The sequence below is a fragment of the Poseidonocella sp. HB161398 genome (genome assembly GCF_005870025.1).
Lineage (GTDB): Bacteria > Pseudomonadota > Alphaproteobacteria > Rhodobacterales > Rhodobacteraceae > Mangrovicoccus.
In genome coordinates this window covers 282,934-309,305 of the sequence record NZ_VATA01000002.1, presented here as the reverse complement: position 1 = coordinate 309,305, position 26,372 = coordinate 282,934, and the positions used below count along the sequence as shown (strand labels likewise).

Sequence of the window (26,372 nt, the reverse complement as noted above, 5' to 3'; positions counted from 1 at the left end):
TCACTCCGGCACCTTGGTGGTCAGCGCCAGCGCGTGCAGCTCGCCCTCGGCGCCGTCCATCTTGCCTTTCAGCGCGGCATAGACGGCGCGCTGCTGCTGCACGCGGTTGAGGCCGCGGAAGCTCTCGTCGATGATCTCCGCGGCGTAGTGGTTTCCGTCCCCGGCCATGTCCATGATGGTGATCTGCGCGTCCGGGAAGGTTTCGCGCAGCAGGGTCTCGATTTCCTCGGCTTGCATCGGCATCGGGTGATATTCCTTTGTGTCTGTCGAAATCTAGGGCCCGCCCGCGCGCCCCGCAAGACGGAACTGCGCCGCGCGCCGTCCCGCCCCGGCGGGGCTAGCGGCGGCCCCTCCGCCTCGCGGCCATGATAGACCCGCAGCGGGGCGGGCGCATCCGTTCGATGGAAAGGTTTGTCATGTTCATGCGAATTGTCGGGGTCCTGTGGGCCCGGGCGGGGCGTCGACTGGGCAGAGCAGCCGTCATGCCAGCCCCCGATCCGCCCCGGATGCGACAGCGCGCCGGCGGCTCTCCGCAGCGGCGGAGAATTCATCATCGCGGGCGGTTTCGCGGGGGCAGGGCGCCTGATTTGGCCGCAGCCGCGGAACGGCGCGGCCGGGTCCGGCGGGCCGGAGCGCGTCCCTCGGGAGCGCTCCGGCGATCGTGTCAGCCGACGGTGGCCTCGAAGGCGCTGCGGTAGGTGGCGACCAGATCGGCCAGCGGTGCGGACGCGCCGCCGAGGCTGACCGTGTCGCCGCCGAACTTGCCGACCACGCTGCAGGGGATGCCCTTGCCGCCCGCGAGCACCAGGAATTCCTCGGCATGGTCGAAGGGGCAGGCCAGCAGGTAGCGCGCCTGGTCCTCGCCGAAGAGCTCGCCTGCGGAGGCGGGGGTCAGCTCGACGCCGATCCCGCCGGCCGCGGCCATCTCGAAGGCGGCGAGCGCCAGCCCGCCATCGGCCAGATCGGTCGCGGCATTGACCAGGTTGCGGTTGTTGCGCAGGAAGACGCCGTGCTTGCGCTCGGCCTTCAGGTCGACGGCGGGGGCGTCGCCCTCCTCGCGGCCGAAGAGCTCGGCCAGCAGTGCCGACTGGCCCAGATGGCTGCCCGGCGCGCCGAGCAGGACCGCCACGTCGCCCTCGAGCGGCGCCGAGCCGATCAGGTTCTTCGCGTTCTTCAGCAGCCCCACCGCGCCGATGGTCGGGGTCGGCAGGATGCCCTGGCCGTCGGTCTCGTTGTAGAGCGAGACATTGCCCGAGACGATCGGCATGTCGAGCGCGGCGCAGGCCTCGCCGATGCCCTTCAGCGCGCCGACGAACTGGCCCATGATCTCGGGCTTCTCGGGGTTGCCGAAATTCAGGTTGTCGGTCGTGGCCAGCGGCTTGGCGCCCGCGGCGGTCAGGTTGCGGTAGGCCTCGGCCACCGCCTGCTTGCCGCCCTCGTAGGGGTTCGCCTTGACGTAGCGCGGGGTCACGTCGGAGGTGAAGACCAGCGCCTTCCTGGTGCCGTGGACGCGGACCGCGCCGCCGCCGAGCCCCGGACGGCGCACGGTATCGGCCATCACCATGTGGTCGTACTGCTCGTAGACCCAGGATTTCGACGCGTAGTTCGGGGACGAGATCAGCGCGGTCAGGCCTTCGATCGGGTCGACGGCTGGCACGTCGCCCAGCGGCGCCGCGGCCGGGGTCTCGACCCAGGGGCGGTCGTATTCCGGCGCCTCGGAGGAGAGCTTCGACAGCGGCAGGTCGGCCTTCACCTCGCCGCCATGGACGATCAGGAAGCGGTCCTCGGGGATGGTCTCGCCGACGATGGCGAAATCCAGCTCCCATTTGTCGAAGACGGCCTTGGCGACGTCCTCCTTCTCGGGGTTCAGCACCATGAGCATCCGCTCCTGGCTTTCCGAGAGCATCATCTCGTAGGCGGTCATCGCCTCTTCGCGCACCGGCACCTTGTCGAGGTCGAGCTTGATGCCGAGCTTGCCCTTGTCGCCCATTTCCACGGCCGAGCAGGTCAGGCCCGCCGCGCCCATGTCCTGGATCGAGATCACGGCGCCGGTCTGCATCAGCTCCAGGCAGGCCTCCATCAGGCGCTTCTCGGTGAAGGGATCGCCGACCTGGACGGTGGGCCGCTTCTCCTCGATCGTGTCGTCGAACTCGGCCGAGGCCATGGTCGCGCCGCCGACGCCGTCGCGCCCGGTTTTCGCGCCGAGATAGACGACCGGCATGCCGACGCCCGAGGCGGCGGAGTAGAAGATCTTGTCGGCGTCCGCCAGGCCCGCCGCGAAGGCGTTGACCAGGCAGTTGCCGTTATAGGCGGAATGGAACCGCACCTCGCCGCCGACGGTCGGCACGCCGAAGCAGTTGCCGTAGCCGCCGATGCCCTCGACCACGCCATGCACCAGCTGCTTGGTCTTCGGATGCGCCACTTCGCCGAAGCTCAGCGCGTTCATCGCCGCGATCGGCCGCGCACCCATGGTGAAGACGTCGCGCAGGATGCCGCCCACGCCGGTCGCCGCGCCCTGGTAGGGCTCGATATAGGAGGGGTGGTTGTGGCTCTCCATCTTGAAGACCACGGCCTGTCCGTCGCCGATATCGACGACGCCCGCATTCTCGCCCGGGCCGCAGATCACCTGCTCGCCGGTCGTGGGCAGCGTGCGCAGCCATTTCTTCGACGACTTGTAGGAGCAGTGCTCGTTCCACATGGCCGAGAAGATGCCGAGCTCGGTGAAGCTAGGGACACGTCCGATGATCTCCAGCAGACGTTCGTACTCGTCGGGCTTCAGCCCGTGGGCGGCGATCAGGTCTTCGGTGATCTCTGGCTCGTTCATGGCGGTCCGTCCGTTCCTGCGTTTGGCGCACCTCTAGCGGCAGGCGCGGCAAAGCGGAAGGCCGGGCGAGGGGCTTCGGCCCAAAAAAAAAGCGCGCCGGAGCGCCCCGGATCCGGCGCGCAGGGCGGCTCAGCCGGTCTCCGCCCAGCGGGAGGTCGCGCCGAGCGCCGCGCCGGGGCGGTCGCAGACCAGCACCAGCCGGCCGTGATGGTCGGAATACTGCACCTCGATATTGACCCCGGCATCGACGAGCGCGCGGGAAATGGCGCCGAGCTGGCCGGGCCTGCCCTGGGCGAGGCGGCGCAGGAGCGGCACGCGCATCGCCGAAACGCGGATCCCGGCCGCCTCTGCCGCCGCCTTTGCCGCGGGCCCGTCGCGGAAGAGGAAATGCGCCACCGAACGGCCGCCCGCGGCGAAGACCCCGCCGCCCTCGAAGGCCAGCCCCGCCCGGCCCATCGCCTCGCCCAGCTCGGCAAGCGCGCCGGGGCGGGTCTCCAGGTCGAATTCCAGGTCATGCACCGCCGTCGCCTCCCGCGGCGGGGCCGTAGTCGCGCAGCACCTCGGCGGCGCGCAGGCGGTAGCTGGCGAAGATCTCCCGCCGCCCGGCCGCCTGCGCGGCGCGATGGGCGGGCAGGGCGCGCCAGCGGGCGATCGCCGCCTCGTCGCGCCAGAAGGACAGCGACAGGAGCCGCTCCGGCCGGGCGAGGCTGCGGAAGCGCTCGATCGAGACGAAGCCGTCGATCTCCTCCAGGGCGGGGCGCAGCTCTGCGGCAAGGTCGAGATAGGCGTCGCCCGCGCCCTCGCGCAGCTCGGCCTCGAAGATCACGGCGATCATCGGCAATGCCCCGCGGCGCGGGACGGACAGGGGGTCAGGGTCATGGCTTCGGCTCCTTTGCGCCGCCCGGCTAGCAGGCGGCGGCGGGGCGGTGCTTCGGCCCGGAGCGAAGTATCCGCGGTCAGTCCCCGGGTGCGATCATCGCCGGCAGCTCGCCCAGATCCGGCAGCTCGCGGAAGCGCGGATGGCCCGCGGGCGCCTCGGCATGCTCCAGCGCCCAGCTCAGGTGGTAGGGCACGAAGGCGCCCCAGCCGCCGATGTCGATCACCGGCAGAATGTCCGAGCGCAGCGAATTGCCGACCATCAGCACGCCCGCGGCATCGCTGCCATGGCGGGCGAAGACGGCGCGGTAGGTCTCGGGCGACTTCTCCGAGACGATCTCCACCCCGTCGAAGAGATCGCCGAGCCCCGACTGCGCCAGCTTGCGCTCCTGGTCGAGCAGGTCGCCCTTGGTGATCAGCAGCACCTTGTGGGACGCCGCCGCCGCCTCCACCGCCTCGCGGGCATGGGGCAGGAGGTCGATGGGATGGCGCAGCATCTCCTGGCCCGCGGCGATGATCTCCTGGATGACGGAGCCGGGGACGCGCTGCTCGGTCACTTCCAGCGCGGTCTCGATCATCGACAGCATGAAGCCCTTGATGCCGTAGCCGTACTGGCCGAGATTGCGCCGCTCGGCGGCCAGCAGGCGCTCTGCCAGATGGCCCCGTTCGGCGTAATCGGCCAGCAATTCCGCGAATCGTGCTTCCGTCAGCTTGAAGAACTGCTCATTATGCCACAGGGTATCGTCTGCATCGAAGGCAACTGTTGTTATATTCTTGACCATTTGCCGTCTATCCTCGCTGCCGACTCGGCCTGTTGCGTGTCCAGTTTGGCGCAAACCCCTTTCATCATCGGGACGCCATCGTATATTGTGCTGCACCTGAGAGAATGAGAAGAGCTCCGGAGTCCGCGTACGTGCCTCTATTCGACCTGATCATGTCCGGCAAGGACGGCAAGACCGATAATGACACCGGGGTCATTACCAAGACACGGCCGAAGACCAAGCGTCCTCCGCTGTACAAGGTATTGATCTTGAACGACGACTACACGCCGATGGAATTCGTCGTGCATGTCCTCGAACGGTTCTTCGGCATGAGCCACAGCCAGGCTTTCGAGCTGATGCTGACCGTCCACAAGAAGGGAGTCGCCGTGGTCGGCGTCTTCTCTTTCGAGGTGGCCGAGACCAAGGTGGGGCAGGTGATGGATTTCGCCCGCCGCCACCAGCACCCGCTGCAATGCACCATGGAAAAGGAATAGCGGCCGCGAGGCCGGGTTTCCCATGCTCAAGCGCGTGACCCTCGCCCTGGAAACGGGCGCTGCACTCCTGCCGCAGGACGGCCGCATCGCGGTCTTCGATCCGGCAGAACCGCCGATCCTTCCGGGCGTCGCCCGCGACCGGATCGATGCCATCTCCCCCTCGGCGCGGCTGCACCGCGCCTGTGCCGCCGCCGGGATCGCCGCGCATACCGCGCCCGAGGGCGCCTATGCCGCCGCGCTGGTCTTCGCCGGGCGCGCCCGTCCCGCCACCCGGCTGCGCATCGCCCAGGCCGTGGCCTGCCTCTCCGAAGGCGCGCCGGTCTTCATCGACGGCCAGAAGACCGACGGGATCGAGCCCGCGCTGAAGGACTGCCGCGAGCGGATCGAGGTCTCCGACAGCTACGTCAAGTCCCATGGCCGGCTCTTCTGGTTCTCCGCGGCTCCGGTCTTCGACGACTGGGCGGCGATCGCGCGGGACTGGCCGATGGCCGGACGGTTCCGCACCGCGCCGGGCATCTTCTCGGCCGACGGGATCGATCCGGGCTCGAAGCTGCTGGCCGAGATCCTGCCGCCAATGAAGGGCGCGGGCGCCGATCTGGGCGCGGGCTGGGGCTTTCTCGCCGATGCGGTGCTGCAATCGCCCGCCGTCACCCGGCTGCATCTGGTCGAAGAGGACTTCCGCGCGCTCGAGGCCGCGAAGGAGAACGTGCCCGACCCGCGCGCGCGCTTCCACTGGGCCGATGCGACCGCCTGGCAGGAGCCCGAGGCGCTGGATTTCATCGTCTCGAACCCGCCCTTCCATTCCGGCCGCGAGGCCAGCCCCGAGATCGGCCGCGCCTTCATCCAGGCCGCCGCGCGGATGCTCGGCCGCAATGGCCGCTTCTGGATGGTGGCCAACCGCCATCTGCCCTACGAGGCGGCGCTTGCCGCGCATTTCGGCGACGTCAGGGAAGTGGTGGCGCAGTCCGGCTACAAGGTGGTAGAGGCCAGCGCTCCGAAATCCGGCAGAGACGCAAGGAGACGCGCATGAGCCTGTCCGTAGAGGGAAAGACCGCGATCGTGACCGGCGCCGCCAACGGCATCGGCCTGGCGGTGTCGCGGCACCTGCTCGATCAGGGCGCCAGCGTGATGATGGTCGACATGGACGAGGACAAGCTCTCCGAGGAGTTCGACTCGCTACCCGAGAAGGAGAAGGCCGCCTGGTTCGCGGGCGACCTGCGCGAGCGCCTGACGCTGGCGAACCTGATGTCGGCGACGCTCGACGCCTTCGACCGGCTCGACATCCTGGTCAATGCCAGCCGCCAGGTCATGGCCGACGATCCGCTGGGCGCGACCGGCGACGAGACGATGAAGGAGCTGCTGCAGCAGAACCTGATGCCGGCCTACCGGCTCAGCCAGCTGGCCGCGCGGCGGATGATCGCCCAGGCCGCCGAGAGCGAGGACGAGGACAGCCCTGTCGGCTCGATCATCAACCTCTCCTCGATCGCGGCGCGCCGCTCGCATCCCGAGCTGCTGGCCTTCTCGGTCTCCACCGCCGCGCTCGACCAGCTGACCCGCTCGATGGCCGTCGCCCTGGCAGAGCACCGCATCCGGGTGAATTCCGTCGCCTTCGGCTCGGTCATGTCCGACAGCCTGAAGACGACGCTGAAAGAGAACCGCGACTACCGCCAGAGCATCGTCGACAACACGCCGCTGCAGCGCATCGCCGGCCCCAAGGAGGTCGTCGAGACGGTGCAGTTCCTGGCCTCCGAGGGCTCGGCCTTCATGACCGGGCAGATCCTGACAATCGACGGCGGCCGCACGCTGATCGACCCGGTCAGCGCCCCGGCGCACTAGTCCGCGCCGGCGCCATGTCCCGGCTGCCGGTGCCCGGAGGCGGCGCGGAATTCCCGCCGGTTCCTGCCGTCGCCGGCGCAAGGCGCGACCCGGCTGGCATCTTCCGTGCGCTCACTTTTGGGCCGCTGCTGCCAGCTGCGATGTGCCGCTTGCATGTGATGCGGGCGGTGCACACCTTTGGCGCTGCGGAGAGTTTCGCCGTTCATGGCCGAGGCGATCGGAAAGGCGGCACTGTCAGGCCACGTGCCTCGCCCCATGTCCCGCGTTCGTTCTGCGCCTCCCGAGGCGGGGTATCGCCGCGACCGCGGCATGGGCCTTCCGCGGGGCCGGAAAATGCCGACGCCGCCGTGCCCGCCTGAGCGCCGCATCGAGGGGGCACTGGGCGCGTTGTCCCGGAGTCCTCCGGGGGAGGTCGGGGACCGCGAAGATGGAAGCCGGGCCGACGCCCCTGCAATGCCGGCAGGCGCCGCTGATCCCATCCCTTGTCTGTCAGCCCCGCCGGCCACGTGCCATCGAGGGAATGACTGCGCTCAGGCCGGCTTCGGCAGAGGAGGGGCCGCGTGCCGGCCAGGTGCCGGAGATTGCCGATCAGGGTCGGGGATGGATTGACGGCATGCCGAGCGGCCGGGGGCGATCAGGAGCGCCGCAAGGACGGGCGCGGGGTCAGCTTCTGGCGGAGATCAGCTCGCCCTCGGCGGTGCAGCTTGCCGTGCCGAGCTTCTCGCGGCGCAGGAGCAGCGCGTCGAGCTTGCGCTTCTCCGATTCCGGGTCGATCGCCACGGGGCGGCGCACCGGCTGGGTGCGCTGGTCGAGGCACCAGCCGATGTTCGGGCCGCGGTTGCACAGCGTCATGCCGACATTCACGTCGCGGTACTCGGTCTCGTAGTCATAGCCGCGGGCCAGCGTCGCGCGGGTCTCGGCGATCAGCCGGTCGAGGCGCCGCTCCTCGCGGGTCAGGTTGCTGCTGCAGCGGTCCTGCGGCGTGCCGCAGGCGGCCAGGAGGAGCAGGGCGGGAAGAAATAGCGCGCGCATGGGACGTTCCGGATCGGTTGGGCCGGGATGGGCTCGCGCCATCATGCGTCCGCTTCGCCCGCGGGTCAAATGCCGCGGCAGACCGCCGGGACGGGCGCCCGCGCTGGCCAAGCCCGGCCGCAGCGGCTAGCCTCGCCCTGCCAGTCCGCCGGAGCAAGCCTTGAGATCCTCCTCCTTTCCCGCCGCGCGCGGCGGAACGCCTCCGCCCGCTGATGCCGCCGCCGCGGCCGAAGCCTCCCCCCGCCGCATCCTCGCCCGCGTCGCGCCCTATCTCTGGCCGCCCGGGCGGACCGGGACCAAGATCCGGGTGCTGCTGGCCGTGGCCGCGCTCGTCGCCTCGAAGCTCTTCGCGGTGGCCACGCCCTTCCTCTACAAATCCGCGGTCGACAGGCTGTCCGGCGAGGGCGTCTCCGATCTGGCGCTCGGCGCGGTCGGGCTGACCGTGGCCTACGGCATGGCGCGGCTGATGACGACCGGCTTCCAGCAGCTGCGCGACGTGATCTTCCTGCGCGCGGGCCAGCAGGCGCTGCGCGAGGTGGCGGTCGAGACCTTCTCGCATATCCACCGGATGAGCCTGCGCTACCACATCACCCGCAAGACCGGCGGTCTCAGCCGGGTGATGGAGCGCGGGGTGAAGGGGATCGAGTTCCTGCTGCGCTTCCTGCTGTTCTCCATCGGGCCGCTGCTTCTGGAGCTGGGGATGATCTGCGTCGTCCTGGCGACGGTGTTCGACCTCTGGTACCTGGCCGTGGTGGCCGCGACGCTGGGCACCTATGCGGTCTTCACCTTCCGGGTGACGCAATGGCGGCTGGGGCTGCGCCGCGAGATGAACCTGCAGGACCAGGACGCCAACCAGAAGGCGATCGACAGCCTGCTGAATTTCGAGACGGTGAAGTATTTCGGCGCCGAGGCGCGCGAGGCGGCGCGCTACGACCGGGCGATGGAGGCCTATATCGGCGCGGCGGTGAAATCGGGCTATTCGCTGGCGGCGCTTAATTTCGGCCAGACCGTGCTGATCACCGCGGGGCTTGTCGGAGTGATGGCGATGGCCGCCATCGGGGTGGAGCGCGGCAGCCTGACGGTCGGCGATTTCGTCATGGTCAACGCCTACATGATCCAGCTGATCCAGCCGCTGAACTTCCTCGGCAGCGTCTATCGCGACATCCGCCAGAGCTTCGTCGACATGGGGGCGATGTTCCACCTGCTCGACCAGCCGCCCGAGGTCGCCGACCGTCCCGGCGCGCCCGCGCTCAAGGTCCCCCGCGGCGAGCTTCGCTTCGAGGATGTCAGCTTCGGCTACGATCCGGCGCGGCCGGTGCTGCACGGGCTCAGCTTCTCGGCGGCGCCGGGCGAGACGGTGGCGCTGGTCGGGCCCTCGGGGGCGGGGAAGAGCACGATCGGCCGGCTGCTCTTCCGCTTCTACGACGCGACCGAGGGGCGGGTGGCGATCGACGGGCAGGATCTGCGCGACGTGACCCAGGACAGCCTGCATGCCCAGATCGGCGTGGTGCCGCAGGACACGGTGCTGTTCAACGACACGCTGCTCTACAACATCTCCTATGGCCGCCCCGGGGCAAGCCGGGCGGAGATCGAGGCGGCGGCCGAGGCGGCGCAGCTCGGCGCCTTCATCGCGGCGCTGCCGGAGGGCTACGCCACCCAGGTGGGCGAGCGCGGGCTCCGGCTCTCGGGCGGCGAGAAGCAGCGGGTGGGCATCGCCCGCACCATCCTGAAGAACCCGCCGATCGTGCTCCTTGACGAGGCGACGAGCGCGCTCGACACCCGGACCGAGCGCGACATCCAGGAGGCGCTGCGCCGGATGGGGCGGGGGCGGACCGTGGTGACGATCGCGCACCGGCTGTCGACCGTGGTCGATGCCGACCGGATCCTGGTTCTGGACGCGGGCCGCGTGGTCGAGGAGGGGCGCCACGACGCGCTTCTGGCGGCGGGCGGGCGCTATGCGGCGCTCTGGGCGGCGCAGGCCGAGTCGGCGGGGCGGTTCACGTCGCCGGACCGGGCTGCTAGGGTCGCCGGAGACGGGCCCGCGGGCCCAGCGGAATGAAAGGACAGACCATGACCCTCCTCAAAGCCTCTGCGGGCCTCGGCCTCGCGCTCTTCGCACTCGCTGCCTGCGAGCCGATGGCGCAGATGACCGGCGGCGGGGGCAGCGGCGGCGGGCTGTCCTCGGGCGGCAGCGGCACCGACCTGACGCCCTTCCAGGGCCGTGCGGTCGAGGGCTCCGCCGGGCCGATCTCGGGGCTCGGCTTCGAGAAGACCCGCGACTCGGGCGGGGTCGCCTACTGGTACAACTCGATGACGGCGGCCTGCGCGCGGATGGAGACCGGCGACGGGGTCTACCAGTCGGTGGTCATGGTCCCGCATGGCGAGTGCTGAGGCCGCGCCAGGATTGGCCGGGCGCTAGCGCCGCCGCCTGAGCAGGGCGGCCAGCGCCAGCGCCGAGGCCAGGGCGAGCCCGCCGGGCAGGACCGGCACGGGCGGGATGGCGACCTCCGAGGGCCATGTCCCGCCGGGGCCGGTGCCGCCCGGGCCGGGATGCGGCCGGGGACCGGAGGCCCCGTCGCCGGGCGGAATGCCGTCCGGGATGAAGATGTCGAACGGATCGGAGCGCTCGCGCTGCCCGTCGGGACGCGGGATCAGGTGGCTCTCGACGGGCGGCGGGCCGGGCAGGGCGACCGGATCGCCGAGCGGGAAGGCATGGCCCTCGGCGGCCAGGAACTGCGTCACCATCGGCATCGGCTCTTCGGGTTCCTCCTCGGGCACCAGCTGGGCAAGCGCGCCGGGATCGGCGCTGCTGCAGACCTGCGCCCGCGCCGACAGGTAGGTGTCCCATTCGCCATCCGTCGCCTCGCGGCCGAGGATCTCGCGGGAATAGCCGCGGCGGCCGAGTTCCTCGCTGCAGGGATGCTCGATGCACAGGGGCGGCGGCCGCGTGCCCTTGAAGCCTTCGCGGTAGGCGGTCTCCAGATCCGCCGCGCGGATGCAGGTCCCGCCGGTGAAATCGCGGAAATGCGGCACGCTGCCGGCGGAGGCCGGAGCGGTCTGGAGGGCAAGCGCCGCCAAGAGGACGGCAAACACGCAAAGGGCGCCGCGCAGGGCGCAGAACGGCCGGGCCAAGGGAGGGCTCCTTCCTGTGGCGGGTTGAGTCTGTGGGATGTGCGGGGACTGCCTACACCCAAAAGGCCCGGCAGGAACGGACGATGATTATTCTCGGTAAATTTGATTAGATTGCGGGCAGGGAATCGCATCTTGTGTGGTCAACATAAAAAACCGCTACCTGTTGTGATTTCTTCAGTTGACCAGCAACTGGGTTCTACGCTTACTTGTAGGTACGCGACGCCTTCACACTAGATGTGGTGATCGCCACCTACCGGGGAACCATCGACTGCTCTATATCTTGTGGCTCTTCGGGCCATGGGACGGGAGTCTGCGCCCCGGCCGCAAGCGACAAGGCGGCACCGGCCCCAAGGGGCCCCGCGCAACCTGATGACGACCGCAGAGGCCCCGATGAAGATAGAGCGCAAGTTCACGACCGAAGCTGCCGACGCCTACGCCCAGCTGGAGTTTGCCACGACCTCCTCAGAGATCCGGAACCCCGACGGCAAGATCGTCTTCCGGCTCGACGCGGTCGAGGTGCCCGCGGGCTGGAGCCAGGTCGCCTCGGACGTGCTGGCGCAGAAGTACTTCCGCAAGGCCGGCGTCGCGGCGCGGCTGAAGCGGGTCCCCGAGAAGAACGTCCCGGAATTCCTCTGGCGCTCGGTGCCGGACCGCAACGCGCTGTCCTCGCTGCCCGAGGAAGAGCGCTTCGGCGGCGAGACCTCGGCGCGGCAGGTCTTCGACCGGCTCGCGGGCGCCTGGGCCTACTGGGGCTGGAAGGGCGGCTATTTCACCGCCGAGGCCGATGCGCGCGCCTATTTCGACGAGATGCGGCTGATGCTCGCCCGCCAGATGGCGGCGCCGAACAGCCCGCAATGGTTCAACACCGGCCTGCACTGGGCCTATGGCATCGACGGTCCGTCGCAGGGCCACTATTACGTCGATCCCTTCACCCACAAGCTGGTGAAGTCGAAATCGGCCTATGAACATCCGCAGCCCCATGCCTGCTTCATCCAGTCGGTCTCGGACGACTTGGTGAACCAGGGCGGCATCATGGACCTCTGGGTCCGCGAGGCGCGCCTCTTCAAGTACGGCTCGGGCACCGGCACGAACTTTTCGAGCCTCCGGGCCGAGGGCGAAGCCCTCTCCGGCGGCGGCAAGAGCTCCGGTCTGATGGGTTTCCTGAAGATCGGCGATCGGGCAGCGGGCGCGATCAAGTCGGGCGGAACGACCCGGCGCGCGGCCAAGATGGTGATCTGCGACGCGGACCACCCCGATATCGAGGACTTCATCAACTGGAAGGTGAAGGAAGAGCAAAAGGTGGCGAGCCTCGTGGCAGGCTCGAAGATGCACGAGACGCATCTCAACCAGATCTTCGCCGGAATTGCCCAGTGGGACGGCGCGATCGGCGATGCGACCGATCCGGCGAAGAACGACGCCCTGAAAAAGGCGATCCGCGCCGCCAAGAAGGCGATGATCCCCGAGACCTATGTCAACCGCGTGCTCCAGTACGCGCGGCAGGGCTACACCTCGATCGAATTCCCGACCTATGACACCGACTGGGACAGCGAGGCCTATGCCTCGGTCTCGGGGCAGAATTCCAACAACTCGGTGCGCGTCACCGACGCCTTCCTGCAGGCGGTCCGCGAGGATGGCGACTGGGCGCTCCTGCGCCGCACCGACGGCAAGGTGGCGAAGACGCTGAAGGCGCGCGACCTGTGGGAGCAGATCGGCCATGCCGCCTGGGCCTGCGCCGATCCGGGCATCCAGTACCATGACACGGTCAATGCCTGGCATACCTGTCCCGAGGATGGCGAGATCCGCGGATCCAATCCCTGCTCGGAATACATGTTCCTCGACGACACGGCCTGCAACCTGGCCTCGCTGAACCTGCTGACCTTCCTCAGGGACGGCAAGTTCCAGGCCGAGGACTACATCCATGCCGCGCGGCTCTGGACGGTGACGCTGGAGATCTCGGTGATGATGGCGCAGTTCCCCTCCGAGGAGATCGCGCGCCGCTCCTACGTATTCCGCACGCTGGGCCTGGGCTACGCCAATATCGGCGGGCTCTTGATGACCATGGGCCATGGCTACGACTCCGACGAGGGCCGGGCGATCTGCGCCGCGCTGACCGCGATCATGACCGGCACCGCCTATGCGACCTCTGCCGAGATGGCCGCCGAGCTGGGCGCCTTCCCGGGCTACGAGCGCAACCGGGCGCATATGCTGCGGGTGATCCGCAACCACAGCCTGGCCGCGCAGGGCGCCGAGATCGGCTACGAGGGGCTGGCGGTGAAGCCGGTGCCGCTCGACCGGACGAACTGCCCGGATGCCGAGCTGACCCATCTGGCGGCGGCGGCCTGGGACGAGGCGCTGCGGCTGGGGCAGACCCACGGCTACCGCAATGCGCAATCGACGGTGATCGCGCCCACCGGCACGATCGGCCTCGTCATGGATTGCGACACGACCGGGATCGAACCGGATTTCGCGCTGGTGAAGTTCAAGAAGCTCGCGGGCGGCGGCTATTTCAAGATCATCAACCGCTCGGTGCCGAAGGCGCTGGAGAAGCTGGGCTATGGCCCGGCCCAGATCGGCGAGATGATCGCCCATGCGGTCGGCCATGGCAGCCTGGGGAATGCGCCGGGGATCAACCACACGGCGCTGATCGGCCACGGCTTCGGCAAGGCGGAGATCGACAAGATCGAAGCGGCGCTGCCGACGGCCTTCGACATCCGCTTCGTCTTCAACCAGTGGACGCTGGGCGCGGAGTTCTGCACCGGGGTGCTGGGCATCCCCGAGAAGCAGATGGCCGATCCGACCTTCGACCTGCTGACCCATCTGGGCTTCACCCGGCGCCAGATCGAGGCGGCGAACGACCATGTCGTCGGCACCATGACGCTGGAGGGCGCGCCGCATCTGAAGCCGGAGCACCTGCCGGTTTTCGACTGCGCCAATGCCTGCGGCCGGACGGGGCGGCGGTATCTGTCGGTCGACAGCCACATCACCATGATGGCAGCGGCGCAGAGCTTCATCTCGGGGGCGATCTCGAAGACGATCAACATGCCGAACGACGCCACGATCGAGGACTGCCAGCGCGCCTACGAGCTGAGCTGGAGCCTCGGCGTGAAGGCCAATGCGCTCTACCGCGACGGCTCGAAGCTGAGCCAGCCGCTGGCGGCGGCGCTGGTCGAGGACGATGACGCGGCGGCGGAGGTCCTGGAGACCGGCACGCCGCAGGAGAAGGCCGCGGTGCTGGCCGAGAAGATCGTCGAGAAGATCGTCATCAAGGAGGTCCGGGCCGGGCGCGAGAAGCTGCCCGAGCGGCGCAAGGGCTATACCCAGAAGGCGATCGTCGGCGGCCACAAGGTCTATCTGCGCACCGGCGAGTACCGCGACGGCAGCCTGGGCGAGATCTTCATCGACATGCACAAGGAAGGCGCGGGCTTCCGGGCGATGATGAACAACTTCGCCATCGCCGTGTCGGTCGGGCTGCAATACGGCGTGCCGCTGGAGGAATTCGTCGACGCCTTCACCTTCACCCGCTTCGAGCCGGCGGGGATGGTGCAGGGCAACGACTCGATCAAGAACGCGACCTCGATCCTCGACTACATCTTCCGCGAACTGGCGATCAGCTATCTCGACCGTACCGACCTGGCGCATGTCCAGCCGGAGGGGACGAGCTTCGACACGCTGGGCGGCGGGGTGTTGGAGACGGCCTCGAACGTGAAGCCCGCGGGCGAGAGCGCGGCGTCGAAATCGCTGCAGGTGCTGAAGCAGATCAGCTCTTCGGGCTATCTCAGGAACCGCCTGCCGCAGGATCTGGTGCCGGGCGGCGCGGGGTTCGGCTTCGAGACGGCCTTCGACCTGCATGCCACCACCGCGATTGCCGAACCGGCGGCGATGGATGCGCGGATGAAGGCGAAGATGCAGGGCTACGAGGGCGATCCCTGCGGCGAATGCGGGAACTACACGCTGGTCAGGAACGGCACCTGCATGAAGTGCAACACCTGCGGCTCCACGTCGGGCTGCAGCTGAGGAAGAGGCCCCGGGTCAAGCCCGGGGCGGGACGGCGCCAAGGCCGTTCCAAGGGTTCCGGGGCAGGTGCGCCTGTCCCAGACGCGGTCCAGGTCGCAGGCAGAACACCAGCATATCGAGCAGCTGAACGACCAGAACCTGGAAAGTGCACCTGGCCCCCGCCTGGCGGGGGCCCTTTTCTTTGCCGGGGGGAGATTCGGCCCGTGCCGCGGCGCCGGAATGGGCGGGTTTGCGCGCGCTGCCTGCGGCCGCAGCACTCGGGCGGGGGCTGCCTGCCCATTCTTGCGGCAGTGCAGCAAAGTTCGCGGCTCTGCCGCATGGCGTGCTTGGCAGGCGGGGATGTCATGTTTTATTCATAAAGGAGTCGAGATTTCTTCCGATCTCGGGTCATGGAGCGGCAGGCGGCAATGCGGCACGAGACATGGGACGACATCCGGGACGGCAACCGGGTCCATATCTTCGGACCTGCCGGTTCCGGCACTTCGACGCTCGGACGGGCGCTGGCGGGGGCGCTTTCGTCCCAGCATTTCGACACCGACGACTTCTACTGGCAGCCGACCGATCCGCCCTTCCTGGAGAAGCGGCCGCCCGAGGAGCGGCTGGCGCTGATGCAGGCGATGTTCCTGCCGCGGCGCGACTGGGTGCTTTCGGGCTCGGTCGAGAGCTGGGGCAAGGAGATCGCGCCCCGGATCACGATGGCGATCCACCTGTCGCTGGAACCCGAGATACGCCGCAGCCGGCTGGAGCGGCGCGAGGCGATGCGCTGCAGCTGCAACCGCGGCTGGGGCCAGCCCTTCTGCGAGCGCTGCACCGCCTTCCTGTGCTGGGCCGACCGCTACGAGGCGCCGGACCGCCACCGGCCGGGGCGCAGCCTGGAGGCGGATACCGCCTGGGCGCGGACGCTGGAATGTCCGGTGCTGCTTCTCGACAGCACCCGCCCGGTGCCCGAGCTGGTGCGCGGAACGCTCGACAGGCTTGACCAGCTCGCGGCGCTCGCCTAGGGCCGGGGCTCACCTGCCGCAGCGCCGAGGATGCCATGCCGACCTGGACCGCCCTGACCACCCTTGCCGAGCGCGGCAAGGCCGAAGCCCTTGCCGAACTGCTGGAGGATCTCGATCCCGAGCCCTATGGCGTTGGCGCGTTCGAGCTGGAGGACGGCTCGGGGCTCTGGGAAATCGGCGCCTATTTCACCGAGGAGCCCGACGCGGTGGCGCTGGCGCTCCTGGCCGCGGCGCATGGCGCCAAGCCCTTCACCGTCTCCGAGCTGCCCGAGACCGACTGGGTCGCCAAGGTGCGCCGCGAGCTGGCGCCGGTCGAGGCCGGGCGGTTCTGGCTCTATGGCAGCCATGACGCCGACACGGTTCCGGCGGAGAAGGTCTCGCTGCTGATCGAGGCGGCGATGGCCTTCGGCACCGGCCATCACGGCACCACCCAGGGCTGCCTGGTCGCCTTCGACCGCCTCTTGTCGAACGGGCTGCAGCCGGGGCCGGTGGCGGATGTCGGCTGCGGCACGGCGGTTCTGGCGATGGCGGCGGCGAAGGTCTGGGACATCGTGCCGGTCGCGGGCGATATCGATCCGGTGGCGGTCGAGGTGGCCGAGGCGAATGCCGAAGCCAACGGGCTGGCGGGCCGCATCCGCGCGGTCGAGGCGACGGGCTTCGGCCATCCCGAGCTGGCCGGGCCGTTCCGGCTGATCTTCGCGAATATCCTCAAGGGACCGCTGATCGACCTGGCGCCCGACATGGCGAAGGCGGCGGAGGCCGGCGGCGCGGTGATCCTCTCGGGCATCCTCAACGAGCAGGCGGACGAGGTGCAGGCGGCCTACGAGGCGGCGGGCTTCGCGCTCGACGACAGGCTGGTCATCGGCGACTGGACCACCCTGACGCTGGTCCGCAGCGCCTGACCGGCGCCCGAATTGCTGCAGATGTGAAGAAGCCCCGGTCCATCGGACCGGGGCTTTCGCATTTCCTGCCATGCGCCGCGGAGCGGGGCCCCGCGCGGAGATCACTTGGCGCGGGGGAAGGTCATGTGGCGGATGTCGTAGCGCGAGATGCCGAGGTCGTTCAGCTCGCGGTCGTCGAGCGCGAAGAGCTCGGCCCGGGCCTTCTCGGCGGCCCGCCAGGCGTGCCATGCGTCGATGCGGCCGCGCAGCAGCGAGGCGAGGCTGATTTCGGGCTTGCTCTGCAGCATGTTGGTGGTGAGGACTGCCATCTTGCAGGTTCCTTGTCTTGACGTGCGTCGGTGTAAAGGGACGGTTCGTCGACCGCTTGAGGCGGCAGATAGGCGCGCCGGCGGGCCGGGGCAAGCTGCGTATGGACATATCAGTATTGCACATGCGGCATGGATTATTTTCCCTTAAGGCATTGTGAAGGATAGGTAAAAATCCGCCGACCAATGTCGCATTCAGGCGATGCGGCGACGTTTTCGTGCCACGCCCGGATGGCGGCTCCGGAAAAGCCATTGTCGGATGTTCCTCTTTCGTGCTAGCCGTTGCAAAACGGCATCAACAAGAACGGCAGGGCGGGCAGGCCATGCGCATCATCGGCATCGATCCGGGCCTGCAGAGGCTCGGCTGGGGCGTGATCGAGTCGCATGGCTCGCGCCTGAAGCATATCGGCAATGGCGTGCTGCGCTCGGGCGACGGCCCCTTGGGCGTGCGGCTGGCGCGGCTCTATCACGAGCTGACCGACGTGGTCGCCCGCTTCGCCCCGGACGGGGCGGCGGTGGAGTCGACCTTCGTCAACAAGGACGCGGCCGGCACGCTGAAGCTCGGCCAGGCGCGCGGGGTGGCGATGCTGGTTCCGGCGCTGGCGGGGCTCGATGTCGGCGAGTATGCTCCGAATGCGGTCAAGAAGGCCGTGGTGGGCGTGGGACATGCGGAGAAGCACCAGGTGGAGCACATGATCCGGCTGCAATTCCCGGGGGTGACCCTGGCCAATGCCGACGCGACCGACGCGCTGGCCATTGCGCTGTGCCATCTGCGGCACAGCCAGGCGAACCACAGGCTGAACGCGGCGATCCTGAGGGCGAAGGGATGATCGGGCGGCTTTCGGGACAGCTGGTCTACCGCGCCTCGGACCATGTGATGATCGACGTGCGCGGGGTGGGCTACCTGGTCTACTGCGCGGAGCGGACGCTGGCGGGGCTGCCCGCGCCGGGCGAGATGGTGTCGCTCTATACCGACATGCTGGTGCGCGAGGATCTGCTGCAGCTCTTCGGCTTCCGCACGCTGGCGGAGAAGGAATGGTACCGGCTCCTGTGCACCGTGCAGGGGGTGGGGGCCAAGGCGGCGCTGGCGATCCTGTCCTCGCTCGGCCCCGAGGGCGCCGGCCGGGCGATCACGCTGGGCGACGCCAATGCGATCCGCCAGGCGCAGGGCGTCGGCCCGAAGCTGGCGCAGCGCATCGTGATGGAGCTGAAGGACAAGGCGGCGATGGTGCTGGCGATGGCCACGCCGATCGCGGCGGCGCCGGCGATGGAGCCCGGGCCCGCGCCGCGTCCGCAGGCCGCCGCGGCGGAGGTGATCGAGCCGCTGCCGCCGGTGGCCGCGCCCGACAACTCGCAATCCGACGCGATTTCGGCGCTGGTCAATCTGGGCTATTCGATGACCGAGGCCGCGACCGCCGTGGCGGGCGCAGCGCAGGACACCCCCGGCGCCGACACTGCCCATCTGATCCGTGCCGGGCTCAAGTCGCTGATGCCGAAGGGATGAGCATGGCCAAGCCAGCAGGCGCCGCGCCGGTGCGGGAGCGCCGGTGATGGAGCGCGATCCCAATCTCGTGCCCGAGGAGCAGCCCGAGGACCGCGACCGGGCGCTCAGGCCGCGGCAGCTCGAGGCGTTCATCGGCCAGGCGGAGGCGCGGCGGAACCTCGCCGTCTTCATCGCCTCCGCCCGGCAGCGCGCCGAGGCGATGGACCACACGCTGTTCCACGGTCCTCCGGGCCTCGGCAAGACCACCCTGGCGCAGATCGTCTCGAACGAGCTTGGCGTCGGCTTCCGCATGACCTCGGGGCCCGTGCTGGCCAAGGCCGGCGACCTCGCGGCGATCCTGACCAATCTCGAGGCGCGCGACGTTCTTTTCATCGACGAGATCCACCGGCTGAACCCGGCGGTGGAGGAGGTGCTCTATCCGGCGATGGAGGATTTCGAGCTCGATCTCGTCATCGGCGAGGGCCCGGCCGCGCGGACCGTGCGGATCGAGCTGCAGCCCTTCACCCTGATCGGCGCCACGACGCGGCTGGGCCTGCTGACCACGCCGTTGCGCGACCGGTTCGGCATTCCGGTGCGGCTGCAGTTCTACACGGTCGATGAGCTGACGCTGATCGTCAGCCGCGGCGCGCGCCTGCTGAAAGTGCCCTGCGAGCCGGATGGCGCGGTGGAGATCGCGCGGCGCGCCCGCGGCACGCCCCGGATCGCCGGGCGGCTCCTGCGACGGGTGGTCGATTTCGCGCTGGTCGAGGGCGACGGTCGGATCACGCGGCAGCTGGCAGACGGCGCGCTGACCCGGCTGGGCGTCGACCAGCTCGGGCTCGACACCGCCGACCGGCGCTACCTGCTGCTCCTGGCCGAGGCCTATGGCGGCGGGCCGGTGGGGATCGACACGATCGCCGCGGCGCTGTCGGAAAGCCGTGACGCGCTCGAGGAGGTGATCGAGCCCTTCCTGCTGCAGCAGGGGATGATCCAGCGCACGCCGCGCGGGCGGATGCTGGCACGGGCCGCCTGGGAGCATCTGGGGCTTGCCGCGCCGCGGCCGCCGGATCAGGGCAGCCTTTTCGAATAGCCCTCAGCCCGCGTGCTGCAGCCGGTCCTCGAGCTCGGCGATGCGCAGCTCCTGGCGGCTGCGGAAGGCGGGCCAGCTCTCGCAGAGCGCGGCATAGCGGTCGGAATGGCGCCGCTGCTCGTCGCGCAGCGTGTCGAGATTGCGCCTGAGCACCGGATGCCGGGCGGGCGGGGCGGCCGCGAGCTCGCGGCCGAGCTCGGCCACGCGGACCGCGATGCTTTCCACCAGGTCGCGGGCCAGCCACTGCTCCGAACGGCGGCGTTCCAGGCTGGTGCGTTCGGCCATCAGCGCGCGGGCCAGCGCCTCCGGCGCCGCATCGGGGTCGGGGCGCAGATCGGGACCGGCGGGGCCCGGCCCGGGCAGGCGCATCTGGATCATGGCTCGGCTCCTCTGATGGGGCAAATTGACGGGCGCTTGCGCCTTTCTTGCCCAGAGGTCTTGGCAAAGGGTAAAAGCGGCCCTGCCGGCGGGCGGCTGCGTGCCGGCTTGGTAACTGCCTGGCAAAGAGGAGCTTGCCCGAGATGCCGGACCGCCTGATCCCCTACGATCCGCTGGGAACGCTGAAGCCGCTCGGGCCCGAGCTGTGGATCGCCGACGGGCCCGAGGTCGCGATGCGCTACGGGCCGGGCTCGCTGCCCTTCACCACGCGGATGACGGTGATCCGGCTCGGCCGCCGCCTGATCCTGCATTCTCCGGTGGAGCCTGCGCCCGGGCTTCTGGCCGAGGTGGCGGCGCTTGGCGATCCGGCCTGGATTGTCGCGCCGAACCGGCTCCACTGGGTGCATCTGGCGGCCTGGCAGGCGGCCTTTCCGCAGGCGGAGACGCTTGCCGCGCCGGGCGTGGAAACCGCGCAGGAGAAAGGCGGCTTCCGGATCGGCCGCATCCTCGGCGCGGCGCCCGGGGCCTGGGCGGGGGAGGTGGAGCTGGCGCTTGTCCCCGGCAGCTTCATGACCGAGGCGGTGCTGTTCCACCACCCCTCGGCCACGGCGGTGCTGACCGACCTGATCGAGAATTTCGAGCCGGAGCGGGTCCGCAGCCCGCTGCTGCGGCTCCTGATGCGGGCCGGGGGCGTGGTCCATCCCCATGGCAGCACCCCGCGCGACGTGCGGCTGACCTTCCTGCCGAAGCGGCGCCAGGCGCGGCCGGTGGCCGAGGCGATGCTGGCCTGGCCGGTGGAGCGGATCGTGATCTCGCACGGGCGCATCATCGAGGAGGACGCGCCCGCGCGGCTGGCCCGGGCGCTGGCCTGGACCGGGGCGCGCCCCTTGCATCCGGCGCCGCGCTGACGCAGAAGCCCGGCCATGACCGCGATGACGCCCGATGACGTGACCCGCCTATTCACCCGTTCCGACGGCAGCTTCCTCTGCGCGCGCTGGGGGCGGCCGATCGCCCCGGTGGTGTTCGGCGTCGAGGATGCCGCTCTCTCGACGATCAAGGGCGCGATCGAGGCGGTGGCGCAGCTGGCGGGGATCGAGATGGCCGAGACCGATCCCGAGCTCGGCGCCAACTTGATGGCGTTCTTTTTCCGCGACTGGGCGGAGCTGCTCTCGGTGCCCGATCTCGACCGGCTGGTGCCGGGGCTGGCGGATCTGGTGGCGCGGCTCGAGGCCGAGGGGGCCAACCAGTACCGCATCTTCCGCTTCGACGGGGCGGGCGCGATCCGGGCCTGCTTCGTCTTCCTGCGGATGGATGCGGCGATGTCGGCCCAGCCGGCCGAAACGCTGGCGCTGGGGCAGGCGGCGATGGCGGCGCTTCTGTGGTCGGACACGGCCTTCTGCGAAGCGAGCCCGCTGGCGCTGCTGCCGGACGGGCGGCCGGTGCTGCGTCCGGAGATCGCGCTGATCCTGCGCGCGGCCTATGACCCGGTCCTGCCGGCGGCGGCCGCGGATCCGTCCCATGCGCTGCGGCTCTTCGCCCGCGCGGCGGCGGGCTGAGCGGATGCATGTCTTCGACACCGAGGTGTTCTACGAGGACACCGACATGGGCGGGATCGTCTATCACGCCAACTACCTGAAATTCATCGAGCGCGGCCGCAGCGCCTTCGTGCGCGAGCTCGGGATCGACCAGCTGGCGCTGCGCGAGGCGGGGACGGTTTTCGTGATCCGCCGGATCGCGGCGGAATTCCTGCGGCCGGCCCGCTTCGGCGAGCTGCTCAGGGTGGAGACCGAGGTGGCGCGGATCACCGGCACGCGGCTGGTGCTCGGCCAGGCGGTCTGGCGCGACGCGACCTGCCTGTTCCGTGCCGAGGCGGAGCTGGCCTGCATGGGCGCCGACGGCCGCCCGCAGCGCCTGCCCGCGGAGCTCGGCGCCCAGCTCGGCGGCTGAGCCGGGCCGGACCCGGCTGCCCTTGCACCCTGAGGCCCGGCCGGTCGCGGTCCGGCCAGTCCGTTTGCCGAAGCGGGGCGCTGTGCCCCGTCGGGGATGGGGTGGAGGCTGGCGCGGCGTCCGGCGTTCCAGCCAATGCCGGTCCGTGGCCGTCCGGGCCTGTCCATTCGTCGAAGTGGTGCGGGTGGCAGCCTGTCTCGGAGAACCTGGCCGGACCCAGCTGCCGTTGTGCCCGGAGGCCCGAGCCGGTTGCAGTCCGGCCTGTTTGCTGGCGGGGGCGGGGCTGGCTGCGGCAGAGGGCTGTGTGCTGCGGGATGACGTGTCCGCCTTGGCGGCGAGGCATGGCCGGACCCGGTTGCTGTTGCGCCCGGAGGCCGTGGCGGTCGCGGTCCGGCCCGTCTGCAGGGCCGGGGCGGGGCGCGGCGGGGCCGGTGGCGCTTTCCCGCCGAGATCTGCAGCCGGCGCAAGCGGGGCTGACAGCGATGTCATTTCCCTTTCTGCTGATTTGAACTAGAGTCCCGTCCAAATTCCGAGCGGCCGAAGCCGCCGCGTGACACAGGCAGATCAATGGATCACGACTTTTCGCTACTGGCGCTCTTCTGGCGCGCCTCGCCGACCGTGCAGGTCGTCATGGCTCTCCTCCTGGCCGCCTCGGTCTGGGGCTGGACGGTGTTCTTCCAGAAAATCGCCGCCTTCCGCCTGGCGCGGCGGCGGCTCTCTTCCTTCGAGGACCGGTTCTGGTCCGGCGACCCGCTGGACGAGCTCTATGACCGGGTCTCGGAGCGCCCCTCGAGCGCGCCGGAGCGGATCTTCGTCGCGGGCTTCGCCGAGTGGCAGCGCTCGATCCGCAAGGACGGGCGGATCGCGCCGGGCGTGGCCTCGCGCATCGACCGCTCGATGGATGTCGCCATCGGCCGCGAGACCGACGGGCTGACCCGCGGGCTGGCCTTCCTGGCGACCGTGGGCTCCACCGCGCCCTTCATCGGCCTCTTCGGCACGGTCTGGGGGATCAAGGAGAGCTTCCAGAATATCGCCGCCGAGGGCAATACCAGCCTCGCCATCGTCGCGCCGGGGATCGCCGAGGCGCTGCTGGCGACCGGCATGGGGCTGCTCGCGGCCATCCCGGCGGTGATCTTCTACAACAAGCTCTCCACCGACAGCGCGCGGATCATCGCCGGCTGGGAAGCCTTTGCCGACGAGTTCTCGACGCTCCTGAGCCGGGAGGTCGCCGGCGGATGACCCCGATGCGCAGCTCCGGCGGCAGCGGCGGACGGGGCAGCCGGCGCCGCCGGTCCCATTCCCGCGCGATGCCGATGTCGGAGATCAACGTCACCCCCTTCGTGGACGTGATGCTGGTGCTCCTGATCGTGTTCATGGTGGCCGCGCCGCTCCTGACGGTCGGCGTGCCGGTCGAGCTGCCCGAGACCGCGGCCGAACCGCTGCCGATGCCCGAGGAGGAGCCGCTGACCATCACGCTGACCTCCGAAGGCAGCGTGACGATCCAGAATAGCGAGATCGCCCTCGACCAGCTGATCCCGCGGCTGAGCGCGATTGCCGAGGAACGCACCGACCGGCAGCTCTTCCTGCGCGCCGACCAGGGGATTTCCTACGGCCAGGTGATGCAGGTGATGGGCGCGCTGAACGCGGCCGGCTTCAACCGGATCGGTCTGGTGACCGAGGATGGCGGGCCGACCCTGGGGGCGGAGTAGCGCCCGTGCGCCTTGTCCCGCGCCTTTCCGTCCTGCGCCGCCCGCTGAACCTGTCGCTGATCATCCATGCGCTGATGATCCTGCTGGCGATCTTCGGCCTGCCGCATTTCTCGCGCCGGACCGAAGCGCCGGCCGCGGTGCAGGTGTCGCTGGTCAGCCCCTCGGACCTGCCGTCGGAGGCGCCCGCCGCGGCGCCCGCGCCGAAGCCCGTTCCCGCCGAGGCGCCGAAGCCGCGCCCGGAGCCCGCGCCCGCCGCGCCGCAGCCGCCCGCGCCGCCGGTCAATGCCGAGATCGGCCCGGAGGATGCCGCGCCCGAGCCCGGCGAGATCCCCGATCTGCCCGCCACTCCGCCGCCGCCGGTCAAGCGCGTCTCGCCCGAGCCGCAGCCGGAAAGCCCGCTGCCCGCGGGGCCGGTCCTGGCGCCGCCGGAGCTGGCCACGCCCTCGCCGCAGCCGCCCGAGCCCGTGCCCGAGGAGCAGCCGCAGGCGCCCGAGGAATCCTCGCCGCAGATGGTGACCGAGGCGGTGGAGACCGAGGACACGCCGACGCCGGTGGCCCCGACCTCGCCGCGCCCGGCGCCGCGCCCCGAGCGCCGGGCGCCGCCGCCCGCGCCGGTCAAGGAGGCCGAGCCGCAGCCGGAGCCCCCGGCACCTGCACCGGCCCCCGAGCCCGAGCCCGAGCCTGCGCCCGAACCGGAACCCGCGCCCGTGCCGGAACCCGAGCCGGAGCCCGTTCCCGAACCGGAGCCGGAACCCGCGCCGCAGGCGGCGGATCCGATTGCCGACGCGATCGCCGAGGCCCTGGCAGGCGCCCAGACCACGCCGGAACCGGCCGCGCCCGCCCGCTCGGGCCCGCCCGTCACCGGCGCGGAGCGCGACGCCTTCATGGTGGCCGTGTCGCAGTGCTGGAACACCGGCGCCCTCTCGACCGAGGCGCTGCGGGTGACGGTGACCGTGGCGATGGAGATGATGCCGGACGGCAAGCCCGTGGCCGCCTCGCTGCGGATGAGCGACTATTCCGGAGGCAGCCGGGAGGCCGCCGAACAGGCATTCGAGGTCGCGCGGCGGGCAATCCTGCAATGCCAGCGCTCGGGCTATCCGTTGCCTGTGGACAAATACGACCAGTGGCGTCAGATCGAACTGGTCTTCAACCCCGAAAGGATGCGCCTCCGATGAGACGCCTCACGACTGCCTGCCTCGCGGCGCTGTGCCTGGCAGCGCCCGCCTTCGCCCAGGACGCGGTCCGCGGCCCGCTCCGGATCGAGATCACCGACGGGGTGATCGAGCCGGTGCCGATCGCGCTGTCGGACTTCGTCACCTCCAGCATTCAGGGCCAGGAGATGGTCCAGAAGATCCTGGGGGTGGTGCGCAACGACCTGGAGGGAACGGGGCTGTTCCGCACGATCAGCCGCGACGCCTTCATCTCGCCGGTCACCAATTTCGACAGCCCGGTCGCCTATGCCGACTGGAAGGCGATCAACGCCCAGGCGCTGGTCACCGGCGCGCTCGACTACGAGGGCGACCGGATCGTGGTGAAGTTCCGCCTGTTCGACATCTTCTCCGAGCAGCAGCTCGGCGACGGGCTGCAGTTCCAGGGCAGCCCGGATGGCTGGCGGCGGATCGCCCACAAGGTGGCGGACGCGGTCTATTCGCGGATCACCGGCGAGGGGCCCTATTTCGACAGCCGCGTCGCCTTCGTGTCGGAGACCGGGCCGAAGGACGCGCGCGTCAAGCGGCTGGCGGTGATGGACCAGGACGGCGCCAATGTGAAATTCCTCACTGACGGGCGCGACCTGGTGCTGGCGCCGCGGGTCTCGCCGGACAACAACCGGGTGCTCTACACCTCGTATTCTTCGGGCTTTCCGCAGATTTACGAGATGAACCTCAACTCGCTCAGCGTCACGGCGATCGAGAACCAGGCCGGGGCGATGAGCTTCGCGCCGCGCTATTCGCATGACGGGCGGTCGATCCTCTTCTCCTTCGAGCAGGGCGGCAATACCGATCTCTACAAGCTCGATCTGAACACCAGGCAGCGCACCCGGCTGACCGATGCCGCCTCGATCGAGACGGCGCCCAGCTTCTCGCCGGACGGCAAGCAGATCGTGTTCGAGAGCGACCGCTCCGGCGCGCCGCAGCTCTATGTCATGCCCGCAGGCGGCGGCGAGCCCAAGCGGATCAGCTTTGGCGCGGGCAAGTACGGCACTCCGGTCTGGTCTCCCAAGGGCGACTACATCGCCTTCACCAAGCAGAACCAGGGCCGGTTCCATATCGGCGTGATGCGGCCCGACGGCTCGGAAGAGCGGCTGCTGACGGCGGCTTTCCTCGACGAGGCGCCGACCTGGTCGCCGAATGGCCGCGTGCTGATGTTCACCCGCGAGACGCCCGGTTCGGGCGGGGCGGCGCAGATCTACTCGGTCGATATCACCGGGCGGAACCTGCAGCGCGTGCCGACCCAGGGCAGCGCCTCGGACCCCGCCTGGTCGGCGCTGATGAAGTGACGGGACCGGCGCCGTCCTGCTCCGGCAGGGCGGCGCGACAACCGCAGGTGGCGGGGCGCGGAAGGTGGACAATCCTGTGGATTACTTTGTC

Annotated in this window: 27 protein-coding genes; 18 read left to right on the top strand and 9 right to left on the bottom strand. The window is 69.9% G+C overall.

The annotated features are described in order from the left end of the window. From FGX59_RS02970 to FGX59_RS02950, 5 genes are all read right to left on the bottom strand, one after another. Positions 1-243 (bottom strand): BolA/IbaG family iron-sulfur metabolism protein, encoded by a 243-nt coding sequence (locus FGX59_RS02970; RefSeq protein WP_138465012.1) that lies wholly within the window; start codon positions 241-243, stop codon positions 1-3. 421 nt (positions 244-664) lie between these two features. Next, positions 665-2,824: a phosphoribosylformylglycinamidine synthase subunit PurL gene (gene purL / locus FGX59_RS02965; RefSeq protein WP_138465011.1), complete on the bottom strand. Its 2,160-nt coding sequence runs from the start codon at positions 2,822-2,824 to the stop codon at positions 665-667. Between the two features lie 129 nt (positions 2,825-2,953). Further along, entirely contained in the window at positions 2,954-3,343 is a 390-nt protein-coding gene (locus FGX59_RS02960; protein ID WP_138465010.1) for an amino acid-binding ACT domain-containing protein, read from the bottom strand. After that, a complete protein-coding gene (locus tag FGX59_RS02955) occupies positions 3,336-3,659 on the bottom strand; it encodes an antibiotic biosynthesis monooxygenase (protein ID WP_138465009.1) in 324 nt (107 codons plus the stop codon). Before FGX59_RS02955 ends, FGX59_RS02960 begins: the two co-directional genes overlap by 8 nt. Before the next feature lie 121 nt (positions 3,660-3,780). Continuing rightward, complete coding sequence (locus FGX59_RS02950) at positions 3,781-4,482, bottom strand: HAD family hydrolase (RefSeq protein WP_138465008.1); 702 nt, start codon at positions 4,480-4,482, stop codon at positions 3,781-3,783. Positions 4,483-4,634: 152 nt separating this feature from the next. On the opposite strand from FGX59_RS02950, the gene clpS reads away from it, so the two are divergent. Genes clpS through FGX59_RS02935 form a run of 3 tightly spaced genes read left to right on the top strand, consistent with a single transcriptional unit; the run spans position 4,635 to position 6,791 of the window. Beyond that, on the top strand, positions 4,635-4,955 hold the full coding sequence (gene clpS / locus FGX59_RS02945) for an ATP-dependent Clp protease adapter ClpS (protein WP_108262804.1): 321 nt from the start codon (positions 4,635-4,637) through the stop codon (positions 4,953-4,955). A 22-nt stretch (positions 4,956-4,977) separates the two neighbouring features. Beyond that, the gene (locus FGX59_RS02940; protein ID WP_138465007.1) at positions 4,978-5,985 is read left to right on the top strand and encodes a class I SAM-dependent methyltransferase; all 1,008 of its coding nucleotides are present in this window, start codon (positions 4,978-4,980) and stop codon (positions 5,983-5,985) included. Further along, positions 5,982-6,791 carry an SDR family NAD(P)-dependent oxidoreductase gene (locus FGX59_RS02935; RefSeq protein WP_138465006.1) on the top strand — a complete coding sequence of 270 codons (810 nt, stop codon included), beginning with the start codon at positions 5,982-5,984 and terminating at the stop codon, positions 6,789-6,791. The genes FGX59_RS02940 and FGX59_RS02935 overlap by 4 nt, the downstream gene beginning before the upstream one ends. Positions 6,792-7,454: 663 nt before the next feature. On the opposite strand, the gene FGX59_RS02930 is transcribed toward FGX59_RS02935, so the two are convergent. Next, positions 7,455-7,823: a hypothetical protein gene (locus tag FGX59_RS02930; protein WP_138465005.1), complete on the bottom strand. Its 369-nt coding sequence runs from the start codon at positions 7,821-7,823 to the stop codon at positions 7,455-7,457. Positions 7,824-7,983: 160 nt separating this feature from the next. Between FGX59_RS02930 and FGX59_RS02925 the strand changes: the two genes are divergently transcribed. Further along, positions 7,984-9,882, top strand: a complete 1,899-nt coding sequence (locus tag FGX59_RS02925; RefSeq protein WP_138465004.1) for an ABC transporter ATP-binding protein/permease — start codon at positions 7,984-7,986, stop codon at positions 9,880-9,882. Positions 9,883-9,893: 11 nt separating this feature from the next. Beyond that, complete coding sequence (locus FGX59_RS02920) at positions 9,894-10,214, top strand: hypothetical protein (RefSeq protein ID WP_138465003.1); 321 nt, start codon at positions 9,894-9,896, stop codon at positions 10,212-10,214. 24 nt (positions 10,215-10,238) lie between these two features. Here FGX59_RS02920 and FGX59_RS02915 read toward each other — a convergent pair whose 3' ends face one another. After that, entirely contained in the window at positions 10,239-10,955 is a 717-nt protein-coding gene (locus FGX59_RS02915) for a hypothetical protein (RefSeq protein ID WP_138465002.1), read from the bottom strand. A gap of 390 nt (positions 10,956-11,345) precedes the next feature. Here FGX59_RS02915 and FGX59_RS02910 point away from each other — a divergent pair, with 390 nt between their 5' ends. From FGX59_RS02910 to FGX59_RS02900, 3 genes are all read left to right on the top strand, one after another. Further along, positions 11,346-14,969, top strand: a complete 3,624-nt coding sequence (locus FGX59_RS02910; RefSeq protein ID WP_138465001.1) for a vitamin B12-dependent ribonucleotide reductase — start codon at positions 11,346-11,348, stop codon at positions 14,967-14,969. A gap of 407 nt (positions 14,970-15,376) precedes the next feature. Continuing rightward, positions 15,377-15,970 (top strand): AAA family ATPase, encoded by a 594-nt coding sequence (locus tag FGX59_RS02905; RefSeq protein ID WP_171060491.1) that lies wholly within the window; start codon positions 15,377-15,379, stop codon positions 15,968-15,970. A gap of 35 nt (positions 15,971-16,005) precedes the next feature. Continuing rightward, positions 16,006-16,872 carry a 50S ribosomal protein L11 methyltransferase gene (locus FGX59_RS02900; RefSeq protein WP_138464999.1) on the top strand — a complete coding sequence of 289 codons (867 nt, stop codon included), beginning with the start codon at positions 16,006-16,008 and terminating at the stop codon, positions 16,870-16,872. 101 nt (positions 16,873-16,973) lie between these two features. On the opposite strand, the gene FGX59_RS02895 is transcribed toward FGX59_RS02900, so the two are convergent. Then, entirely contained in the window at positions 16,974-17,180 is a 207-nt protein-coding gene (locus tag FGX59_RS02895) for a DUF1127 domain-containing protein (RefSeq protein ID WP_138464998.1), read from the bottom strand. 320 nt (positions 17,181-17,500) lie between these two features. Between FGX59_RS02895 and ruvC the strand changes: the two genes are divergently transcribed. From ruvC to ruvB, 3 genes are read left to right on the top strand one after another with little or no spacing between them, the layout of a single operon-like run. After that, positions 17,501-18,007, top strand: coding sequence for a crossover junction endodeoxyribonuclease RuvC (ruvC, locus tag FGX59_RS02890; protein WP_138464997.1), 507 nt, complete (start codon positions 17,501-17,503; stop codon positions 18,005-18,007). Further along, positions 18,004-18,681, top strand: coding sequence for a Holliday junction branch migration protein RuvA (gene ruvA / locus FGX59_RS02885; RefSeq protein ID WP_138464996.1), 678 nt, complete (start codon positions 18,004-18,006; stop codon positions 18,679-18,681). Before ruvC ends, ruvA begins: the two co-directional genes overlap by 4 nt. A 46-nt stretch (positions 18,682-18,727) precedes the next feature. Then, on the top strand, positions 18,728-19,750 hold the full coding sequence (gene ruvB, locus FGX59_RS02880; RefSeq protein ID WP_370295712.1) for a Holliday junction branch migration DNA helicase RuvB: 1,023 nt from the start codon (positions 18,728-18,730) through the stop codon (positions 19,748-19,750). 3 nt (positions 19,751-19,753) lie between these two features. Here ruvB and FGX59_RS02875 read toward each other — a convergent pair whose 3' ends face one another. Beyond that, positions 19,754-20,128 carry a hypothetical protein gene (locus FGX59_RS02875; RefSeq protein ID WP_138464994.1) on the bottom strand — a complete coding sequence of 125 codons (375 nt, stop codon included), beginning with the start codon at positions 20,126-20,128 and terminating at the stop codon, positions 19,754-19,756. 143 nt (positions 20,129-20,271) lie between these two features. Here FGX59_RS02875 and FGX59_RS02870 point away from each other — a divergent pair, with 143 nt between their 5' ends. The 7 genes from FGX59_RS02870 (at position 20,272) to tolB (ending at position 26,281) form a co-directional block, all read left to right on the top strand. After that, a complete protein-coding gene (locus FGX59_RS02870; protein ID WP_206078278.1) occupies positions 20,272-21,036 on the top strand; it encodes a DUF4336 domain-containing protein in 765 nt (254 codons plus the stop codon). Between the two features lie 24 nt (positions 21,037-21,060). Next, a complete protein-coding gene (locus tag FGX59_RS02865; RefSeq protein ID WP_138465055.1) occupies positions 21,061-21,684 on the top strand; it encodes a hypothetical protein in 624 nt (207 codons plus the stop codon). Between the two features lie 4 nt (positions 21,685-21,688). Continuing rightward, a complete protein-coding gene (locus FGX59_RS02860; protein ID WP_138464993.1) occupies positions 21,689-22,075 on the top strand; it encodes a YbgC/FadM family acyl-CoA thioesterase in 387 nt (128 codons plus the stop codon). 567 nt (positions 22,076-22,642) lie between these two features. Beyond that, positions 22,643-23,314 (top strand): protein TolQ, encoded by a 672-nt coding sequence (gene tolQ / locus FGX59_RS02855; protein WP_138464992.1) that lies wholly within the window; start codon positions 22,643-22,645, stop codon positions 23,312-23,314. Continuing rightward, positions 23,311-23,784, top strand: coding sequence for a protein TolR (gene tolR, locus FGX59_RS02850; RefSeq protein WP_240722216.1), 474 nt, complete (start codon positions 23,311-23,313; stop codon positions 23,782-23,784). Before tolQ ends, tolR begins: the two co-directional genes overlap by 4 nt. A gap of 5 nt (positions 23,785-23,789) precedes the next feature. Next, positions 23,790-24,959, top strand: a complete 1,170-nt coding sequence (locus FGX59_RS02845; protein WP_240722215.1) for a hypothetical protein — start codon at positions 23,790-23,792, stop codon at positions 24,957-24,959. After that, positions 24,956-26,281: a Tol-Pal system beta propeller repeat protein TolB gene (tolB, locus tag FGX59_RS02840; protein ID WP_138464991.1), complete on the top strand. Its 1,326-nt coding sequence runs from the start codon at positions 24,956-24,958 to the stop codon at positions 26,279-26,281. Before FGX59_RS02845 ends, tolB begins: the two co-directional genes overlap by 4 nt. The last annotated feature ends 91 nt before the right edge of the window (positions 26,282-26,372 follow it).

What these genes read in the sequence shown, in the direction of transcription:
- FGX59_RS02865 (WP_138465055.1), top strand. Translation starts at nt 21,061, where the DNA reads ATGACGCCCGATGACGTGACCCGCCTATTCACCCGTTCCGACGGCAGC.
- tolQ (WP_138464992.1), top strand. Translation starts at nt 22,643, where the DNA reads ATGGATCACGACTTTTCGCTACTGGCGCTCTTCTGGCGCGCCTCGCCG.
- clpS (WP_108262804.1), top strand. Translation starts at nt 4,635, where the DNA reads ATGTCCGGCAAGGACGGCAAGACCGATAATGACACCGGGGTCATTACC.
- FGX59_RS02900 (WP_138464999.1), top strand. Translation starts at nt 16,006, where the DNA reads ATGCCGACCTGGACCGCCCTGACCACCCTTGCCGAGCGCGGCAAGGCC.
- FGX59_RS02895 (WP_138464998.1), bottom strand. Translation starts at nt 17,180, where the DNA reads ATGGCAGTCCTCACCACCAACATGCTGCAGAGCAAGCCCGAAATCAGC.
- FGX59_RS02940 (WP_138465007.1), top strand. Translation starts at nt 4,978, where the DNA reads ATGCTCAAGCGCGTGACCCTCGCCCTGGAAACGGGCGCTGCACTCCTG.
- FGX59_RS02860 (WP_138464993.1), top strand. Translation starts at nt 21,689, where the DNA reads ATGCATGTCTTCGACACCGAGGTGTTCTACGAGGACACCGACATGGGC.
- FGX59_RS02905 (WP_171060491.1), top strand. Translation starts at nt 15,377, where the DNA reads ATGCGGCACGAGACATGGGACGACATCCGGGACGGCAACCGGGTCCAT.
- ruvB (WP_370295712.1), top strand. Translation starts at nt 18,728, where the DNA reads ATGGAGCGCGATCCCAATCTCGTGCCCGAGGAGCAGCCCGAGGACCGC.
- tolB (WP_138464991.1), top strand. Translation starts at nt 24,956, where the DNA reads ATGAGACGCCTCACGACTGCCTGCCTCGCGGCGCTGTGCCTGGCAGCG.
- FGX59_RS02950 (WP_138465008.1), bottom strand. Translation starts at nt 4,482, where the DNA reads ATGGTCAAGAATATAACAACAGTTGCCTTCGATGCAGACGATACCCTG.
- tolR (WP_240722216.1), top strand. Translation starts at nt 23,311, where the DNA reads ATGACCCCGATGCGCAGCTCCGGCGGCAGCGGCGGACGGGGCAGCCGG.
- FGX59_RS02955 (WP_138465009.1), bottom strand. Translation starts at nt 3,659, where the DNA reads ATGATCGCCGTGATCTTCGAGGCCGAGCTGCGCGAGGGCGCGGGCGAC.
- FGX59_RS02935 (WP_138465006.1), top strand. Translation starts at nt 5,982, where the DNA reads ATGAGCCTGTCCGTAGAGGGAAAGACCGCGATCGTGACCGGCGCCGCC.
- FGX59_RS02870 (WP_206078278.1), top strand. Translation starts at nt 20,272, where the DNA reads ATGCCGGACCGCCTGATCCCCTACGATCCGCTGGGAACGCTGAAGCCG.
- FGX59_RS02875 (WP_138464994.1), bottom strand. Translation starts at nt 20,128, where the DNA reads ATGATCCAGATGCGCCTGCCCGGGCCGGGCCCCGCCGGTCCCGATCTG.
- FGX59_RS02910 (WP_138465001.1), top strand. Translation starts at nt 11,346, where the DNA reads ATGAAGATAGAGCGCAAGTTCACGACCGAAGCTGCCGACGCCTACGCC.
- FGX59_RS02930 (WP_138465005.1), bottom strand. Translation starts at nt 7,823, where the DNA reads ATGCGCGCGCTATTTCTTCCCGCCCTGCTCCTCCTGGCCGCCTGCGGC.
- ruvC (WP_138464997.1), top strand. Translation starts at nt 17,501, where the DNA reads ATGCGCATCATCGGCATCGATCCGGGCCTGCAGAGGCTCGGCTGGGGC.
- purL (WP_138465011.1), bottom strand. Translation starts at nt 2,824, where the DNA reads ATGAACGAGCCAGAGATCACCGAAGACCTGATCGCCGCCCACGGGCTG.
- FGX59_RS02920 (WP_138465003.1), top strand. Translation starts at nt 9,894, where the DNA reads ATGACCCTCCTCAAAGCCTCTGCGGGCCTCGGCCTCGCGCTCTTCGCA.
- FGX59_RS02970 (WP_138465012.1), bottom strand. Translation starts at nt 243, where the DNA reads ATGCCGATGCAAGCCGAGGAAATCGAGACCCTGCTGCGCGAAACCTTC.
- ruvA (WP_138464996.1), top strand. Translation starts at nt 18,004, where the DNA reads ATGATCGGGCGGCTTTCGGGACAGCTGGTCTACCGCGCCTCGGACCAT.